Source organism: Janthinobacterium sp. Mn2066, assembly GCF_049319705.1.
Lineage (GTDB): Bacteria > Pseudomonadota > Gammaproteobacteria > Burkholderiales > Burkholderiaceae_D > Janthinobacterium.
Genome location: NZ_JBMOUF010000019.1, coordinates 61154 through 77430, shown reverse-complemented (window position 1 = coordinate 77430; position 16277 = coordinate 61154). Strand labels below are relative to the sequence as shown.

16 protein-coding genes are annotated in these 16277 nt (G+C 57.9%); 8 read left to right on the top strand and 8 right to left on the bottom strand.

Annotated features, from left to right (window positions below; translation table 11 throughout):
- Together ACL9RI_RS26750 and ACL9RI_RS26745 are read left to right on the top strand one after the other, a co-directional pair.
- Positions 1-535: RHS repeat-associated core domain-containing protein (locus tag ACL9RI_RS26750; protein WP_422729494.1), on the top strand; the 535-nt coding region annotated here is incomplete at its 5' end.
- 2 nt (positions 536-537) lie between these two features.
- Positions 538-1020, top strand: coding sequence for a hypothetical protein (locus ACL9RI_RS26745; RefSeq protein WP_422729493.1), 483 nt, complete (start codon positions 538-540; stop codon positions 1018-1020).
- 128 nt (positions 1021-1148) lie between these two features.
- Here ACL9RI_RS26745 and ACL9RI_RS26740 read toward each other — a convergent pair whose 3' ends face one another.
- The 3 genes from ACL9RI_RS26740 to ACL9RI_RS26730 all read right to left on the bottom strand — a co-directional run bounded on the left by ACL9RI_RS26740 (position 1149) and on the right by ACL9RI_RS26730 (position 4446).
- Positions 1149-2576: a UdgX family uracil-DNA binding protein gene (locus ACL9RI_RS26740; protein WP_422729496.1), complete on the bottom strand. Its 1428-nt coding sequence runs from the start codon at positions 2574-2576 to the stop codon at positions 1149-1151.
- A 5-nt stretch (positions 2577-2581) separates the two neighbouring features.
- A complete protein-coding gene (locus tag ACL9RI_RS26735) occupies positions 2582-3814 on the bottom strand; it encodes a putative DNA modification/repair radical SAM protein (protein WP_422729492.1) in 1233 nt (410 codons plus the stop codon).
- 131 nt (positions 3815-3945) lie between these two features.
- The gene (locus ACL9RI_RS26730; protein WP_422729491.1) at positions 3946-4446 is read right to left on the bottom strand and encodes a TlpA family protein disulfide reductase; all 501 of its coding nucleotides are present in this window, start codon (positions 4444-4446) and stop codon (positions 3946-3948) included.
- A 447-nt stretch (positions 4447-4893) separates the two neighbouring features.
- On the opposite strand from ACL9RI_RS26730, the gene ACL9RI_RS26725 reads away from it, so the two are divergent.
- From ACL9RI_RS26725 to ACL9RI_RS26705, 5 genes are all read left to right on the top strand, one after another.
- Positions 4894-5856 (top strand): hypothetical protein, encoded by a 963-nt coding sequence (locus ACL9RI_RS26725; protein WP_422729490.1) that lies wholly within the window; start codon positions 4894-4896, stop codon positions 5854-5856.
- A gap of 344 nt (positions 5857-6200) precedes the next feature.
- Positions 6201-6959, top strand: a complete 759-nt coding sequence (gene modA, locus ACL9RI_RS26720; protein ID WP_422729489.1) for a molybdate ABC transporter substrate-binding protein — start codon at positions 6201-6203, stop codon at positions 6957-6959.
- A 22-nt stretch (positions 6960-6981) separates the two neighbouring features.
- Positions 6982-7653 (top strand): molybdate ABC transporter permease subunit, encoded by a 672-nt coding sequence (modB, locus tag ACL9RI_RS26715; protein ID WP_183682262.1) that lies wholly within the window; start codon positions 6982-6984, stop codon positions 7651-7653.
- A gap of 5 nt (positions 7654-7658) precedes the next feature.
- Complete coding sequence (locus tag ACL9RI_RS26710) at positions 7659-8342, top strand: sulfate/molybdate ABC transporter ATP-binding protein (protein ID WP_422729488.1); 684 nt, start codon at positions 7659-7661, stop codon at positions 8340-8342.
- Between the two features lie 54 nt (positions 8343-8396).
- Positions 8397-9164, top strand: a complete 768-nt coding sequence (locus ACL9RI_RS26705) for a TOBE domain-containing protein (RefSeq protein ID WP_422729495.1) — start codon at positions 8397-8399, stop codon at positions 9162-9164.
- Here the strand turns inward: ACL9RI_RS26705 and ACL9RI_RS26700 are convergent.
- Complete coding sequence (locus tag ACL9RI_RS26700) at positions 9161-12262, bottom strand: response regulator (protein ID WP_422729487.1); 3102 nt, start codon at positions 12260-12262, stop codon at positions 9161-9163. The genes ACL9RI_RS26705 and ACL9RI_RS26700 overlap by 4 nt on opposite strands.
- Positions 12263-12479: 217 nt before the next feature.
- Between ACL9RI_RS26700 and fnr the strand changes: the two genes are divergently transcribed.
- Positions 12480-13238 carry a fumarate/nitrate reduction transcriptional regulator Fnr gene (fnr, locus tag ACL9RI_RS26695; RefSeq protein WP_422729486.1) on the top strand — a complete coding sequence of 253 codons (759 nt, stop codon included), beginning with the start codon at positions 12480-12482 and terminating at the stop codon, positions 13236-13238.
- Between the two features lie 3 nt (positions 13239-13241).
- Here fnr and ACL9RI_RS26690 read toward each other — a convergent pair whose 3' ends face one another.
- The 4 genes from ACL9RI_RS26690 to ACL9RI_RS26675 are packed head-to-tail and all read right to left on the bottom strand — an operon-like array spanning position 13242 to position 16277.
- Complete coding sequence (locus tag ACL9RI_RS26690; RefSeq protein WP_422729485.1) at positions 13242-13766, bottom strand: FixH family protein; 525 nt, start codon at positions 13764-13766, stop codon at positions 13242-13244.
- Positions 13767-13781: 15 nt separating this feature from the next.
- Entirely contained in the window at positions 13782-15170 is a 1389-nt protein-coding gene (ccoG, locus tag ACL9RI_RS26685; RefSeq protein ID WP_422729484.1) for a cytochrome c oxidase accessory protein CcoG, read from the bottom strand.
- On the bottom strand, positions 15170-16090 hold the full coding sequence (gene ccoP, locus ACL9RI_RS26680; protein WP_422729483.1) for a cytochrome-c oxidase, cbb3-type subunit III: 921 nt from the start codon (positions 16088-16090) through the stop codon (positions 15170-15172). The genes ccoG and ccoP overlap by 1 nt, the downstream gene beginning before the upstream one ends.
- Positions 16083-16277 (bottom strand): cbb3-type cytochrome oxidase subunit 3, encoded by a 195-nt coding sequence (locus ACL9RI_RS26675; RefSeq protein WP_422729482.1) that lies wholly within the window; start codon positions 16275-16277, stop codon positions 16083-16085. The genes ccoP and ACL9RI_RS26675 overlap by 8 nt, the downstream gene beginning before the upstream one ends.

Genomic DNA, 16277 nt, shown 5'->3' with positions numbered 1-16277 from the left:
GGGGCTGTGGTACAACTGGCACCGTTATTATGATGCGTCGTTGGGACGGTATTTGCAGAGTGATCCGATTGGGTTGGCGGGCGGGAATAATACTTATGCTTATGTAGATGGAAATCCTATTATGAGTGTAGATCCATTAGGATTGCAGGCTGTTCCCTTGCCAATACTTATTCCTATAGCACCACCATTACAGAATTCGAATGTATTAGGTGCAGAATCTCAACATTTTTGGCCAAAAGTTGTTCGAGATGCAGCCAGTGCTGTGATGGGAATATGTGCATCAGGTGATCAATGTAGTTATCTTAATGATAAAGTTCAAACAGCCAAAGATAATGTTGGAAAATTTAAACCGGCCGCATGTAGACCTGGTATGTCTCGATTTGAGTTGCAAAGTAGATTGAAAGCGTGGCTTGATGAAGCATCCTCTCGTTCACATCGTGATCAACTATGTTGGGCTGGTGGAGATGTAGGACATCAACAAGCTCAGGCATCGGCTTGGTCTCATGTTGGAAATTGTACAAACTTATTAAATTAAATATGTTGAAAATTATTGAAAATGCATTTTCTTCGCGTGCCATGCCAAGCGAAGTTGTGAAGTTTAGTAAGGATATTACGTCGGAGACAAATGACGCAAATTGGTTTAAAAATAAAGACTGGCATGATATTACATGGGATGATTGGGAAGCGCATAGAGATGCTTTCTTTTCATTCACCCCTCAGGCATTTTTATACTATCTTCCTAGTATTTTAAGACTTTCTTCAGCGCGACCGGATTCCTTATTTCTACCGGCAGATGCTTTATTGCAGGTACTTGATCGTAGTCCAGTAGTTGAATATTGGGATGATTTTATATTAACCAGATTGTATGGTTTGGATTTTAAAGAATATGAGGCTATAGCAAAATGGATCGAAGTTTTATCTGATTCATGTGCTGTTGCTTCTGAGGATACTTTAGGTCGGGCATTCGATACTATTGCACTTTTGCAAAAGAGTAGTATATCGAACTTGGGAAAATCCTGACTTTAGCCGTCGGCCCGGGTCAGATTAAGCTAATCAGGCTGAGCTAGTTCGGCTTTTATGGATCCTGCAATAGGGTACAAGCTGGGGCTATATGATTCATTCTCATATGGTTCCAGCAAAAAACCTGCTTATCCCTTAATCAGTTTCAGCGCTCGCCGCAACCCCTCCACCATCACCGCATAAGCCTGCCTCCGGCTCGCTTCATCGGGCGCTCGCAAGACATACGACGGGTGATACACGGCGATCACCCAGCGGCCCTGATGCTGGAACGGTGTGCCCAGCATGGCTTGCAAGGTGGCCGTGCTGTCTTGCAGCAGGGACTTCAAGGCGGAGCTGCCCAGTGCGACGATCACTTCGGGTTTGACGCGTGCCAGTTCTTCTTCCAGCCAGGCGTGGCAGGCGGTGATTTCGCGCTGGGCGGGGGTTTTGTGCAGGCGGCGCTTGCCGCGTGGTTCCCACTTGAAGTGTTTCACGGCGTTGGTGAGGTAGACGCTGTCGCGTGACAAGCCCGCTTCTGCCATGGCTTGCTCCAGCACGGCGCCGGCCGGGCCGACGAAGGGCAGGCCTGCCAGGTCTTCTTGGTCGCCTGGCTGTTCGCCGAGCAGCATGATGGATGCTGACTGTGGGCCATTGCCGGGCACAGCTTGCGTGGCGTGCTGCCAGAGTTCGCAGCGGCGGCATTGCTGTAGCGTGGTCAAGGTGTCGCGCTGGGGCAAAGCCCGTTCGGGGCTGATGGGGATGGTGGCCGCGCCACTGCGCTGCCCAACGGTGGCCGTTTGTCCGGTGCGCCGTTCGCCATTGGCGGCGCCCGTGATCATGGCGGGCACGATGGCGCCTTCGGGCAGGTTTTTCCAGAAGCGCGAGGGGATATGGCTGCGCAGCAGGCCGGCATTCACGCGAGCGGGGTTGAAGATGCTGCGGTAGTAGGTCAGCCACAGGGCTTCGCCGTCATCCTCGATATCGGCTGCGCCCTTGAGCAGCGCGGGGCCGGCGTGCAAGGTGGCGCCATCCCACATCATGGTGGCCGTGGGCGTGGCGATCATCCAGCTGATGCTACCCATGCGACGTGCGAAGTGGCGGGCCACTTGTGGCAGCACCTCGTGGGTGGGTTCGAACCAGGCCACAAAGCGCGGCGCATCATCATTGGCAGCGGTGTCTGTGCGTTCCCTGAAACGCACATAGGCATGCATATCGTGTTCTTCGCGGTGGACGGCCTTGACCATGCCGTGCAGGCGCGCGCCATCGGGGTCGGCGGGCGAGATCACATCGTGCTCGCCGCGCTGCCAGCGCCACAGTACCTGGTATAAAAAAGCCCAGCGGTCGATGGCGCTGTAGCAGGCGGCGCATTCCAGCAGCTCGACCAGCTGGCGCGGCAGGCGCAAGGCCGGTGCATCAGCTGGCGTTTCATCATTCGCCTCTTCCATCACTCCTGAAAACAGGTCGCCATCATTCACCAGCGATTGCCATTGCACCACTGCCGGTGGCACACCGCTGGCGATCAAGCCGCGCGCCGCCACGCGCCACTCATCAAACGATTGCACCCGGCGCACGACCATGTTCTTCACGCTGCCTGCAGTTCCGGCCACAGGTTCATCTGTTGCGGCGCGTCGGCCATGGCGCGCCGCAGCTGGTCGGAGGGGCAGGTGTCGCGCGAGGGAAAATAATCGGCCGTGATGATGAAGGGGGCTATTTTTTTCATGCTGCAGCGTAGCCGCGACAGGTCGGCATAACGCACCTGGCGCAAGCGCCGCAGGTCGACGATGCGCTGCGCATTGCGCAGGCCGATGCCGGGCACGCGGGCGATCATATGCGGTGCTGCGCGGTTCAGGTCCAGCGGAAAATGCTCGCGGTGCGCCAGCGCCCAGGCCAGTTTGGGATCGATGTCCAGCGCCAGGTTGCCGCCTTCTGCCGGCAGCAATTCGCTGGCTTGAAAACCATAACTGCGCAGCAGGAAATCGGCCTGATACAAGCGATGTTCGCGCAGCATGGGCGGTGGCGCCAGGGGCACGCTTTTCGGACTGTCCGGGATGGGGCTGAAGGCTGAGTAGTACACGCGTTTGAGCTTGTAGCTGCTGTACAACGTTTCAGCGGTGGACAGGATTTTCTGGTCGTCGCTGGCATCCGCTCCGACGATCATTTGCGTGCTCTGGCCGGCCGGTGCGAAGCGCGGCGACTTTGGTTCTGCGGCTTTTTCATCGAGCTTGCGGCGGATGGAACCCATCGCCAGCTTGATGGTATGCACGCTTTTTTCAGGCGCCAGCTTTTGCACGCTGTCCTGCGTGGGTAGCTCGATATTGACGCTGAGCCGGTCGGCATAGCGGCCCGCCTGGGCGATCAGGGCCGGGTCGGCGTCCGGTATGGTTTTAAGGTGGATATAGCCGCGGAACTGGTGCACTTCGCGCAGTTCGCGCGCCACCTGTACCAGCTGCTCCATGGTGTAGTCGGCCGACTGGATGATGCCGGAACTGAGGAACAGGCCATCGATGTAATTGCGCAGGTAAAAATCGGTGGTGAGCTTGACCACTTCGGCCACCGTGAAGCGGGCGCGCGGCACGTTCGAGGTGCGGCGGTTGACGCAGTACTGGCAATCGTACAGGCAGTAATTCGTCAGCAGTATCTTGAGCAGCGAGACGCAGCGGCCATCGGGCGTGTAGCTGTGGCAGATGCCCATGCCGGTGGTGGCGCCGAAGCCGTCCTTGCCAATGGAGTCGCGTTTGGGCGCGCCGCTGCTGGCGCAGGAAGCGTCGTACTTGGCCGCATCGGCCAGGATCTCCAGCTTGTCAGTCAATTCCATTATACGCTCATATACTGTGTTTTTATACAGTATATCAGCAAACCGGCGCGATGTACGCCATCACTGTGCCAGCGATGTTCCCGGCACCGCGTTAAGGATTGCCACCGCCGGTAGCAGCCTGGTTTGTCTCGTCAATTATTGGCAGTGGCGGCATTCAAGCTATCCACGATGCCTTCGAGCGAGGATTCGTCGTAACCGCGGTACACATTACGGATGCGGCCATCGCGGCCGATGATGAGCAAATGCGGTATGCCGTTGACGCCATACAGATCGGCGCTTTTCTTGCCCGGATCATAGGACATGTTCAGCGTCAGTTTGCTCAGCGCACGCCTGACTTTGCGGAAGACGGCGCGATCCTCTGTGTTGATGGCAACGACCTGTACATTGTCCGCCCCTGCCGTCTGCTGTATCCCCTCCAGGATGGGGAGTTCTTTCATACAATAAGGGCACCACGTGGCCCAGAACGACACCACCACCACCTTGCCCCGGTAGTCAGCGACAGATAATTCCTTGTCATCAATCGTTTTACCGAGATAATCGGGAGCCATGTCGCCTGCACCGGGCGCGGCATGGGCTGCATGAAAAGGGCTGGCAAGCAGCAACAGGATGGCAAACAGCCAGCGCGTAGTCATTATGTTCCAAGTGAATGATGGGGTAGCAGAGCATAGCAAGGATGATTGCCTGGAAATACACACATTGTCGCAATGATCATCCGTAGACCCATAGCCTTATCGATGTGGCATTCCCGTCAATCCGGTGCTGAATTTCGTTTTTCAGTCTGAGGCACGAATACACCTCGGTACGCTACTCGCTGCGGTATCTTTTGCTTGTCGAAAACGCGGAGCGGGGGGCACGGGAGTCGGGTACAGGTTGACCCACTCCTTGAATCCCTTTAACAGTAACTTAGTTATGCATATCTTTCACTATTTAATTTAACATCACTTAATGAGTTATAATTAATAATTTCATTGTATTTAATTTCAATGATAATGTAAATTTATAAATTTATATTCAATATGATTGTCTTTTGATTATAAATTATTTGTTAATTTTGTTAACGATAAAGGCATGGAATGATAATGAAAAGAATTATTTTATCCGTAGTAGCTACGCTATTTTTATGTGGCTCTGCATTTGCAGGTGGACCTAACTCTAATATAAAATATTATGGTTATGATTGGTTGGATTTTTACCAAGGTGGTAATCCACCTTATAGTGCAACGGATGCGTTAAATATAATATCCGGTACTGGATTTAGTACCACAAATCTGAATGTGGTACACACGATAGAAAATTTAAATTCTTCTGCGTGTATCGGAAATAAATGTGCTATTTCTATCAATGCTGGATCTGGTTCACCAGGCGGTTCTCCCATACTTGATATATGTCCCGGTGCAGTTAATAATACTCAATGCCAATCGATGGGATCTTGGTCAAATATTTGGAGGATAGCATTCAATATAGGAACTTCATCAAATATTCCATCAGCTATTTATTTTATTGATGAACCGTTTGGAAATCCTGCATTGCAATCAAACCAGACCTATGTACAGTATCAGTACGCAAGTTATGTATGTACGCTTCGACAGGCAATGAAGGCATATGGGCTTAATATGCCGATATATACAGTATTGTCTTATGGGCAATCAAAAGATGTAAATAATGTAAAAGAAGTACAAAACGGCGCTCCGATTTCTGCTTGTCCCACGACTGATAAGAGTAGTCCGGATTGGATCGGCATTGATAATTATAATTGGTCTGTAGCGGATATGTGGATATCGTATAACCGTGTTGCGCCAGCAAATAATCCAAATAGTCAGAAATGGGTATTGGTGCCACCATCAACGCCAATTGGTATGACAGATCAACAATTGCACGATCAGATTCAGTTATATTGGGATTTTATTAATAATTATAAAAACTCTCCTGTGATTTATGTTATGAACTGGAGATTTGATACTGCTGTTACCCTTAATCGTAATAATTATCCAAAATCGTCTGCACTGTTGTCATTTATGGCTAATACAATAACTTCACAATAAATATTGTCAAAGTAATCTAAATTTCCGCAACGAAAATGGATCGTTGCGGATCATGAAAAATAAAATAGTGCAGAGACATAGGCTTGTCATATGTGTACGAGGTAAGGTAGATATTTAAATTTATAATCAGGCAATATTATTTTATATTTAACATTTTTTCTTTATCTGTCAAATACTACGTTACATGACAAAACCATACCGGCGTAGTGTCAACTGCGATGTCGTCTGCGTCGCGGATAATATTGAGTGAAGCATTGCCGGTATGGCAGACCCATGCAACAACAGCAACGCTATATATCAGTGTATATTACGGTCCTGTTCTTCATCTAATAAGGGATACGACCATGCGCCTCAAGACTCTTGCTACCTTCCTCAGTGCCGCCCTGCTTGCTACTGCCGCCTCGTCGGCTTTTGCCGGTGAAGTGGTGGTGTCGGCTGCCGCCAGCCTGACGAATGCGTTCAAGGATGCTGCACAGAGTTATGAGGCGCAGTATCCGGGCAGTAAAGTGTCCCTGAACTTTGCCGCGTCGGGCGTGCTGCTGCAGCAGATCGTCAAGGGTGCGCCGGTCGATGTGTTTGCCTCGGCCGACCAGGAAACCATGGATGCGGCGCAAAAGCAGGGCCTGGTGCTGGCGGCCGACCGTCACGATTTCGTCGGCAACAGCCTGGTGCTGATCGTGCCGCACGATAGCAAGCTCGATATCAAGCGCCTGGATGACCTGGCGCAAAAAAGCGTGACGCGCGTGGCGATTGCCAACCCGGCCAGCGTGCCCGTGGGCCGCTATTCGGAAGGCGCTTTGAAAAAAGTGAACCTGTGGGACAGCGTGCAACCGAAGGCCATCAGCACGCTGAATGTGCGCCAGTCGCTGGACTATGTGGCGCGTGGCGAAGTCGATGCCGGCTTTGTGTATGGCACCGATGCCGCCATCGTGAAAGACAAGGTCAAGGTGGTGCTGGAAATCCCGCTCGATACGCCCGTAACCTACCCTATCGCTACCATCAAGGGCAGCGCCAACGCGGCCGAAGCCAAGCGTTTTGTCAGCTATCTGCAAACGGCGCAAGCACAAGCCATCCTGGCAAAATACGGTTTCAAGAAACCATAATTTTTTACTGAAGTAGCACTGCATGGATATCGCCTGGACCGCGCTGGCCCTGTCGCTGAAGGTGGCGGCGTGGGCCACGGCGCTGAATTTATTGCTGGGCATCGGCACCGGCTATCTGCTGGCGCGCGCCCGCTTCCCGGGGCGCGATTTGCTCGACGCCCTGCTGACCCTGCCGATGGTGATGCCGCCCACGGTGCTGGGCTACTATCTGCTGGTGCTGCTGGGCCGGCGCGGCACCCTGGGCATCTGGCTGCAGGAACACTTCGGCATCAACCTGATCTTCACCTGGCAGGGCGCCGTGATCGCTTCCACGGTGGTGGCGTTTCCGCTCGTCTTCAAGCCGGCGCGCGCTGCGTTTGAAGCGGTCGATGGGCAGCTGGAACAGGCGGCCCGCGTGCTGGGCATCTCTGAAATGGGCATCTTTTTCCGCGTGACCTTGCCGCTGGCGTGGCGCGGTATCCTGGCGGGTGTGCTGCTCGGTTTCGTGCGCGCTCTTGGTGAATTCGGCGCCACCCTGATGGTCGCTGGCAGCATCCCGGGCAAGACGCAAACCCTGTCGGTGGCCGTGTATGAAGCGGTGCAGGCGGGCCAGGATGATGCCGCCAACATGCTGGTGCTGATCACGTCTGCCGTCTGCATCGTGGTGCTGCTGGCCGCTGGCCGATTGGCGCCGGGGCGCATCGTTCACAAATAAAGCCTATGCAACTCGACCTCGACATCCGCGCAACCCTGCGCTCCGGCAAACGCAGTTTTAATTTGCACGTGCAATGCACCTCCAGTAGCCAGCGCATCGCCGTGTTCGGCCCGTCCGGCGCCGGCAAGAGCATGACCTTGAAGGCGATCGCCGGCTTGTTTACGCCCAGCGAAGGCCATATCCGCCTGAATGGCCGCACCCTGTTCGATTCCGCCGCCGGCATCAACCTGGCGCCGCAGCAGCGCAACGTGGCGTACCTGTTCCAGGACTACGCGCTGTTTCCCCACCTGACGGTGCGCCAGAACGTGGGTTTTGGCCTGCGCCGGGGCTGGTTCAATCCGCGTGCGCGCACCAAACTGGAAAAAGTCGACCAGTGGCTCGACGCGTTTCATTTGCAGGAACTGGCGCACCAGTATCCCGATGAGTTGTCTGGCGGCCAGCGCCAAAGGGTGGCGCTGGCGCGGGCATTGGTATCCGATCCGGCCGCCCTGCTGCTCGATGAACCGTTTGCCGCCCTCGACCCTGCCCTGCGTGTCAAAATGCGCCTGGAGCTGAGCCAGTGGCAGCAGCGCCTGGAAGTGCCGATCATCCTGATCACCCACGATCCGGAAGACGCACGCATCCTGGGCGAACATGTGCTTTACCTGCGCGACGGCCAGATCGATAGTGCAGAGAATAAGGCGGCCTAATTGGATAATGTAGCGGATAAAACAGCAGGAATCGGCCTGCAAGGCTCGGTATGGATGACGGTGGGCGGCGAAAACCTGGGTGGCACGGGCCGCGTGGAACTGCTGGGCGCCATCGCCGAACATGGCTCGATCACGCAGGCCGCCAAGGCCGTCAAGATGAGCTACAAGGCGGCCTGGGACGCGATCGACGCCATGAACAACCTGGCCGGCGAACCGCTGGTCGAGCGCCTGACGGGCGGCAAGGGCGGCGGCGGCACGCGTTTGACGCCGCGCGGGCGCCAGCTGGTCGACAATTTCCGTATCATCGAACGCGAGCATGCACGCTATCTGCGCCAGCTGGGCAGCCAGGCGGAAGGCATCGCCGACGATCTTTTACTCATACGGAGAATGGCCATGAAAACTACCGCGCGCAATCAATTCCTGGGCAAGGTTGCCCAGCTCAAGACGGGCGCCGTCAACGATGAAGTCGTGCTGGAACTGCCGGGCGGCCAACACATCGTCGCCATCGTCACGCGCGACAGCAGCGAAAGCCTGGGCCTGGCCGTGGGCGTGGAAGCGTTCGCGCTGATCAAGGCGTCCTCGGTGATCCTGGTGGCCGACAGCGAAGGCGCCCGCTTCTCGGCCCGCAACCAGCTGACGGGCAGCGTGACCCGCGTGCAGACGGGCGCCGTGAATACGGAAGTAGTGCTGGACCTGCCCGGCGGCGGCACCATCGCCGCGATTGTCACCAATCAAAGCAGCAGCGACCTGGGGATTACCGAAGGCGGCAAGCTGACGGCGATCTTTAAAGCGTCGAGCGTGATTTTGGGCGTACCTGCCTAAGCCCAGTCTTCATCCTGCAGCCGCGCCAGCCACGCGCGCGCGGCTGCCAGTACCTGCTCCAGCTCTTCCCGTACTTTTGCCAGCAGCGCCGGCACCTCATCCAGGCGTTCCGTATGGATCGCTTCTTCGGCGGCAAACGCAGCCTGGATCAAACGCTTGGTGCCCAGGGTGCCGACGGAGCCGCGCAAGCCGTGCAGGATGCGCGCGGCGTCGCCGTGGCGGTTTTCCTGCAAGGCTGTCTCGGCTTCGCGCACGGGCGTCATGCCCTTGTTCAGCGCATCTTCCACCATGCGCCGCAAGACGCCCCTGCCCTTGGCGTCGTGCCCCATCACGCGCATCAGGGGGGCCATGGAAAATACGTCTTCATCCACCGGCGCCGCCGCGGTTTTTTCCAGAACGGGCGCATGGGGACGTGCCGGCAGGTGGCGGGTGATCACTTCCATCATTTCTTCCACCACCACCGGCTTGGCGATGAAGTCGGTGATACCGGCCGTCATGCAGCGTTCGCGCTCGGAGGCCAGCACGCCCGCCGTCATGGCGATCACGGGCAAGGTCAAACGCAGCTCCGTGCGGATGATGTGGGTGGCGCTGAAGCCGTCCATGACGGGCATTTGCATGTCCATCAGCACGATGTCATAGCGCAGTGCTTCTGCGCGCAGCCGTTCCACCGCCTGCAAGCCATCGGCCACCACGTCCAGGGTGGCGCCCATGTGTTCCAGGATGCCGCGTGCCACGGCCTGGTTCAAATGATTGTCTTCGACCAGCAAAAAGTGCATGCCGGCCAGCGCCGTGCCTGCGGGCTGTGCATGCAGTCGCGCTTCGCCGTCATTGTCCTTGGCGCTCAGGGCCTGGTGCAGGGCGTCGAACAGGCTCGAGCCCGTGATCGGCTTCATCAGCACCACGTCCGCTTCGGCCGCGCTGGAGATTTCTTCCAGGTGGTTGCGGGCAAAGGCATTGACCATCACCACGATGGGCTGGCGCTGGCCCGTCGCCGCCTCGCGGATGGCCTTGGCCGTGGCCAGGCCGTCCATCACCGGCATATGCCAGTCGGCCAGCACCACATCGTACGGTTCTTGTTGGGCCAGCCGTTCGCGGTATAGCGCGATGGCGGCGAAACCGGAATCGACCTGGTCGGCATTCCAGCCCCAGGCCTCGATCAGCTTGACGATCAGCTCGCGGCTGGTGCGGTTGTCGTCGGCCACCAGCAGGCGCAGCTGCCCCAGCGCCGGCGTGCGCCGTTCGGCCTCGGGCTGGGCCAGCACGTCGAAGGGCACGCTGAACCAGAAGCGGCTGCCCTTGCCTTCGCTGCTGGTAACGGCAATTTCACCGCCCATCATGTGGATCAGGTGCTTGCTGATGGCCAGCCCCAGGCCCGTGCCGCCGAAGCGCCGGGTGATGCTCTGGTCGCCCTGCGAGAAAGCGGTAAACAACTGTTCCTGCTGCTGGGCCGTCATGCCGATGCCCGTGTCGCGCACTTCGAAGCGCAGCCATGAACGGTTTTGCTGGCCCGGTTCGTCCTGCGCCAGGCTGACGGCCACCACCACTTCGCCGCTTTCCGTAAATTTGATGGCGTTGCCCGCCAGGTTGACGAGGATTTGCTGCAGCCGCTGGGCGTCGCCCACCAGGCGGCGCGGCACGTCCGGTTCGACGGCGATCGCCAGTTCCAGCTCCTTTTCGCCGGCATTCATGGTCATGGTGGTGGCCAGGGTATTCATCAGCTCATCGAGGTCGAATTCGATCGGCGACAAGTCCATGCGGCGCGCCTCGATCTTCGAGAAATCGAGCACGTCGTTCAGGATGCCCAGCAGCGACTGGCCCGCCACGCGCACCATGGTCAGGTATTTGCGCTGTTCCGTGTCGAGCCGGGTATTGCCCAGCAAATACACCATGCCCAGCACGGCATTCAGGGGCGTGCGGATTTCATGGCTCATATTGGCCACGAAATCGCTCTTCGCGCGGTTGGCCGCTTCGGCCCGGTCGCGCTCCTGTTCCAGCTCGCCGGCGCGCACCTCGACTTCCTGCTGCAGCCGTTCGCGCTCGCTCATCAAGCCATTGAAGGCGTCGGTCAGTTCGCCGATTTCGTCGCGCTGCTGCACCGGGATGGGCGTAAAGCGGCTGCCGCTGACGCGCAGGGCCAGCAAGGTGTCGCGCAGGCGCACCAGCGGCGACAGCAAACGCACGGTTACCCAGCCCAGCACCAGGGCGGCCAGCAGCGAGGCGAAGATACTCCACAGCACCAGCCGGTACAGCACGCCGTCGAACGGTTCGAAGGCGTCATCGACGGGCAAGGAGGCAGCCAGCAGCCAGTTGACCGATTTCAGGCGCTGGAAACTGTTGACGGCCGTCACGCCCTGGCTATTGGTGCTGATCATGCTGCCCTCGCCGTCCTGCTTGAGCAATTGCGTGGTGGCCAGATTGGCGTTTGGCGAACGGGGCTGCAGCAGGCGGCTGGTGTCCGGGTGCAGCACATACAGGGGCACGGGGTCGCGCGTGAGGACAAAATAATAGCCATTCTTGCCGACCTTGGCCTGGCGCAGATGGCCCAGCAGATTGTCCTTGTACAGGCGCAAGACGCCGATCACGATGCCCACTACCTCGCCCTGGCCATCGAGCACGGGAGCGACCATTTGCACGATGGGCAGGTGGCTGGTCTTGCCCAGCATGGGCTCGGTGATCATGGCGCGGCGCGTGCGCATCACCGTCTTGAAGTAGTCGCGGTCGGTCACATCGATGCCATTGCGCGCTGGAACCTGGGGCACGTCGGCCACCACCTTGCCCTGCTTGTCCAGCACCAGCACATCGTCAAACAGGGCCAGCACGGCCCGTTGTTCATAGTAGGTGCGCAACTGGCCGGCGTTCTGCATCAGTTCGGGGGGCTGGTGCTGCGCCGTCTGGGAGATGATGTCGAGCAACATCTGCAGCTTGTCGTCGAGTTCCTCCGCCGTGCGCGCGACCAGCGCCGCTTGCTGGCTCAGCAGCACGGTGGTGAAGTCGTCGCGCATGCGCTGCACCTGGATCATGGTGACCAGGGCGATCATGGCGATCGAGGTCAGGCTGGTGGCCAGGGCGACTTTTGCTTTGATGCCGAGAGGTTTCATGATTTATTTTCCTATCAATACCCTGGCTTGGCAAGCAATCAGCCTGTGCCTTTTCGCATTGCGGTGCTGGCGAGTACGGCGCTATAGCGAGGTTCCACGATGTTGCCATATAATTAAAGGATGGATGTCGCTATTTGTACTGTTTTTCGCTGAAATTGTCGCATGGCAACGTACTATGCAGTAAACTTGATGTTGCATTTTTCTAAAAGGTACAGACATGACTGAAGCGCTACTTTCGCCTATTCCACCCGTGGTTTCCGTGGAGGCGTTGCGCGCGCGCTGCTCGACGTGCAGCATGCACCAGCTGTGTTTGCCGATGGGCCTGGATGTGGGCGACATGGACCGCCTGGACCAGATCATCGGCCGCCGCCGCAAGGTGCCCCGTGGCGCTTCGCTGTTCCGCATCGGCGATGCATTCCAGAATCTGTATGCAATACGCCTGGGGCACTTCAAGACGTACCAGATCAATCCGGGTGGCGAAGAGCAGGTGACGGGATTCCAGATGGCCGGGGAACTGCTGGGCATGGACGCCATCAGCGCCGACCGCCACCATTGCAACGCGGTGGCGCTGGAAGACAGCGAAGTGTGTGAAATCCCGTTTTCCAGCCTGGAACAATTGCTGGGAAACATGCCGACCCTGCTGCGCCATTTTCACCGCATGATGAGCCAGGAAATCACGCGTGAGCAAAGCGTGATGTTGTTGTTGGGTAATATGCAGGCCACGCAGCGGTTTGCCGCCTTCATCGTCAACCTGGCCTCGCGCTACGAAGCGCGCGGTTATTCGGGCAGCAATTTCCAGCTGCGCATGTCGCGCGAAGAGATCGGCAACTACCTGGGGCTGACCATCGAAAGCGTCAGCCGTCTGCTGTCGAAATTCAAGAAGGAAGGCTGGCTGCGCGTGTCGAACCGCGAGATCGAGATCTTGCAGCCAGCAAAGTTGAAAGCCATTACGGCCGGTACCGACAACTGCAAATAGGTTTTACAGCTCTTCGTCGGCGCGCAGGGTAATCGCGCGCTGCACCGGCCAGCTCCAGATCCCCGACAAGCGCCACTCGCGCTTGTCGTTCTCCACCAGCACTTGCCAGCGGCTGCGTTCCAGCATCGGCAACGCTACCGAAAAATTCCCCTGTGCATCGGGCTGCACCAGCAGCCGGATATCTTTTTCCGGCAAGGTGGCGTGCGCCAGGTGCAGCTGCAGCGGCGCCTGGTAAGCCTTGCCGAAGCTGTGCACGGAACCCGTCAGCCGGCCTTGCGCCACGTCATAGGCCAGGCGGGTGTCCATGGCCAGGTTGCTGGCGACTGTATCGCGCCGCAAGTCCTGGTTGATGGCCTTGCCCTGCTTGTAATAATCGCCCACCACCAGCGCGTCGGGTTGCGTAAAGGCGATATAGCCCATGACACTGCCGACGATGACGGACAATCCAGGGCCCACCATCAGCAGCCAGGGCCAGCGGTGCTTATACCAGGGAGCGACGGGCGCCTGTAGCGGCGAGGGATGGGACATGGTTTTTCCTTTTCTTTAGCGCGGTACAAAAAACACCGCTTTTTCATGGACATGCAGCGAGGCGTCGTCGAGCGAAGTCAATGCAATGCCGATTTTGTTCGAGCCTTTGTCCCCCACGCCGTGCGGCGCGCGCAGGCGGATCGGCCAGGCCAGCGTTTCCGTCGGCTCGACGGTTACTTCATCGCGCGTGAGCAGGGTCAAGCCGGGCAAGCCATCGACCGTGATGCGGTAGGTCTGGCGCTGTTCCGACGTATTCATGATTTGCAGGCGATACACGTTTTCGATCATGCCGTCTTCCACTTCGCGCCCCAGCGAACCGCGGTCGCGGATCACGTCCAGTTTCAACGGCGTGCGCAAGAGCAAGGAACTGCCGACGGCGATGGTGATCAGGGCCAGGATGGCGGTGTAGACCAGCACGCGCGGGCGCATGGCGCGGCGGCGTATTTGTCGTGCATCAAAGTTGTTGGCCAGTGCATGGTCCGTGCTGTAGCGCACCAGTCCGCGCGGGCGCCTGATCTTGTCCATCACGCTGTTGCAGGCGTCCACGCAAGCGGCGCAGCCGATGCATTCATATTGCAAGCCCTTGCGGATATCGATGCCGGTCGGACACACCTGCACGCACAGGCTGCAATCGATGCAGGCGCCCAGCTGGGCGTCGCCACTGGCGGTTTTCTTGTTCAGCGCACCACGTGGTTCGCCGCGTTTCGCATCGTAGCTGACGATCAGGGTATCCTGGTCGAACATGGCGCTCTGGAAACGCGCATATGGGCACATGTATTTGCACACCTGTTCGCGCAGCCAGCCTGCATTGCCATAGGTGGCCAGGCTGTAGAACAAGACCCAGAACCATTCCCAGGGACCGAAGTTGAGCGTGCGTACTTCATGCGCCAATTCCTGTATCGGCGTGAAGTAGCCGACAAAGGTAAAACCTGTCCACAGGGCGATGGCGCCCCAGGCCATATGCTTGGCGGTTTTCTTGGCCGTCTTGCGCAAGGACGGGCCTTGCCGGTCGAGCGCCATGCGCGCGCTGCGCGTGCCTTCGATCTTGCGTTCGACCCACATGAAGATTTCCGTGTACACGGTTTGCGGGCAGGCGAAGCCGCACCAGACCCTGCCGGCGATGGCCGTGACAAGGAATAAAAGATAGGCGCAGATGATCAGCAGGGCCGCCAGGTAGATAAAATCCTGCGGCCACAGCACCACGCCGAAAATGTAGAACTTGCGCGTGGTCAAGTCGAACAGCAGCGCTTGCCTGCCGTTCCAGCTCAGCCACGGCAAGCCGTAGAACGCCAGCTGGGTCAGCCACAGGCAAACCCAGCGCCAGGTGGCGTAGCGTCCTTTGGCCTCGCGAGGGTAGATCTGCTCGCGGGCCGCGTACATCTGGATGACTTGAGGTTCGGACATTATTTTGCAGCTGGCTGGGGATTCGACAAGCTCCACACATAGGCCGACAGCACATGCACTTTCGATTCACCGAGGAATTCACCGAAGGCGGGCATGGTGTTGTTACGCCCCTTGCGGATGGTTTCCATGATGGTGTCGGCGCTGCCGCCATACAGCCAGATCTTGTCCGTCAGGTTGGGTGCACCCAACTGCTGGTTACCCTTGCCGTCCGCGCCATGGCAGGCCATGCAGGCGCCGAACTTGGCCTTGCCCAGCACCGACTTGATCGGGTCTGCGGTGGAACCGGACAGGCTCAGCACATAGTGGGCCACGTTCTCGATATCGGCTTCCGACCCCAGCGCTGCACCCATGGGCGGCATCTGCCCGTTGCGGCCGTGCAGGATGGTGGTCTTGATGACGTCCGGCTCGCCGCCGTACAGCCAGTCCCTGTCGGTCAGGTTGGGAAAACCCTTGTTGCCGCGCGCATCCGAGCCGTGGCATTGCGCGCAGTAGGTCAGGAACAGCCGCTGGCCAATGGCCAGCGCCTGCGGATCGGCCGCCACCGTTTTCAAGTCCTGGCGCAGGTACTTGTTGAACAGCGGGCCGTAATCGATTTGCGCTTTTTTCAGTTCTTCTTCGTACTGGCCCGAGGATTTCCAGCCCAGCTTGCCGGCATAGGTGCCCAGGCCAGGATACAGGAACAGATAGGCCAGCGCGAAGACAATGGTGATGTAGAACAGCCACATCCACCAGCGCGGCATCGGCGTGTTCAATTCCTTCAGATCATCGTCCCACACGTGGCCGGTAGTGCCGTCGGCAGGGGCGCCGGGCGCCACCTTGATCTTCGATTGCGAGTACAGCAGCACGCCGCAGCCGATGATGCCCAGCAGGGACAGCACGATGATGTAGATATTCCAGAACTCACTGGTAAAGTCAGACATGGGTCCGCTCCTCTGCTGTCACTGGGGCCGGCTGGTCGAGGATCTCGTCATCGAAGGGCAGCTGCGCCGCCGCCTCGATATCGCTCTTGCTGCGGCTGAAGGTCCACCACAGGATGCCCACGAACGTCGTAAAGGACACCACCGTCATGACGCTGCTGGCGCTGTCGAACAAGTTATCGATTGCCAT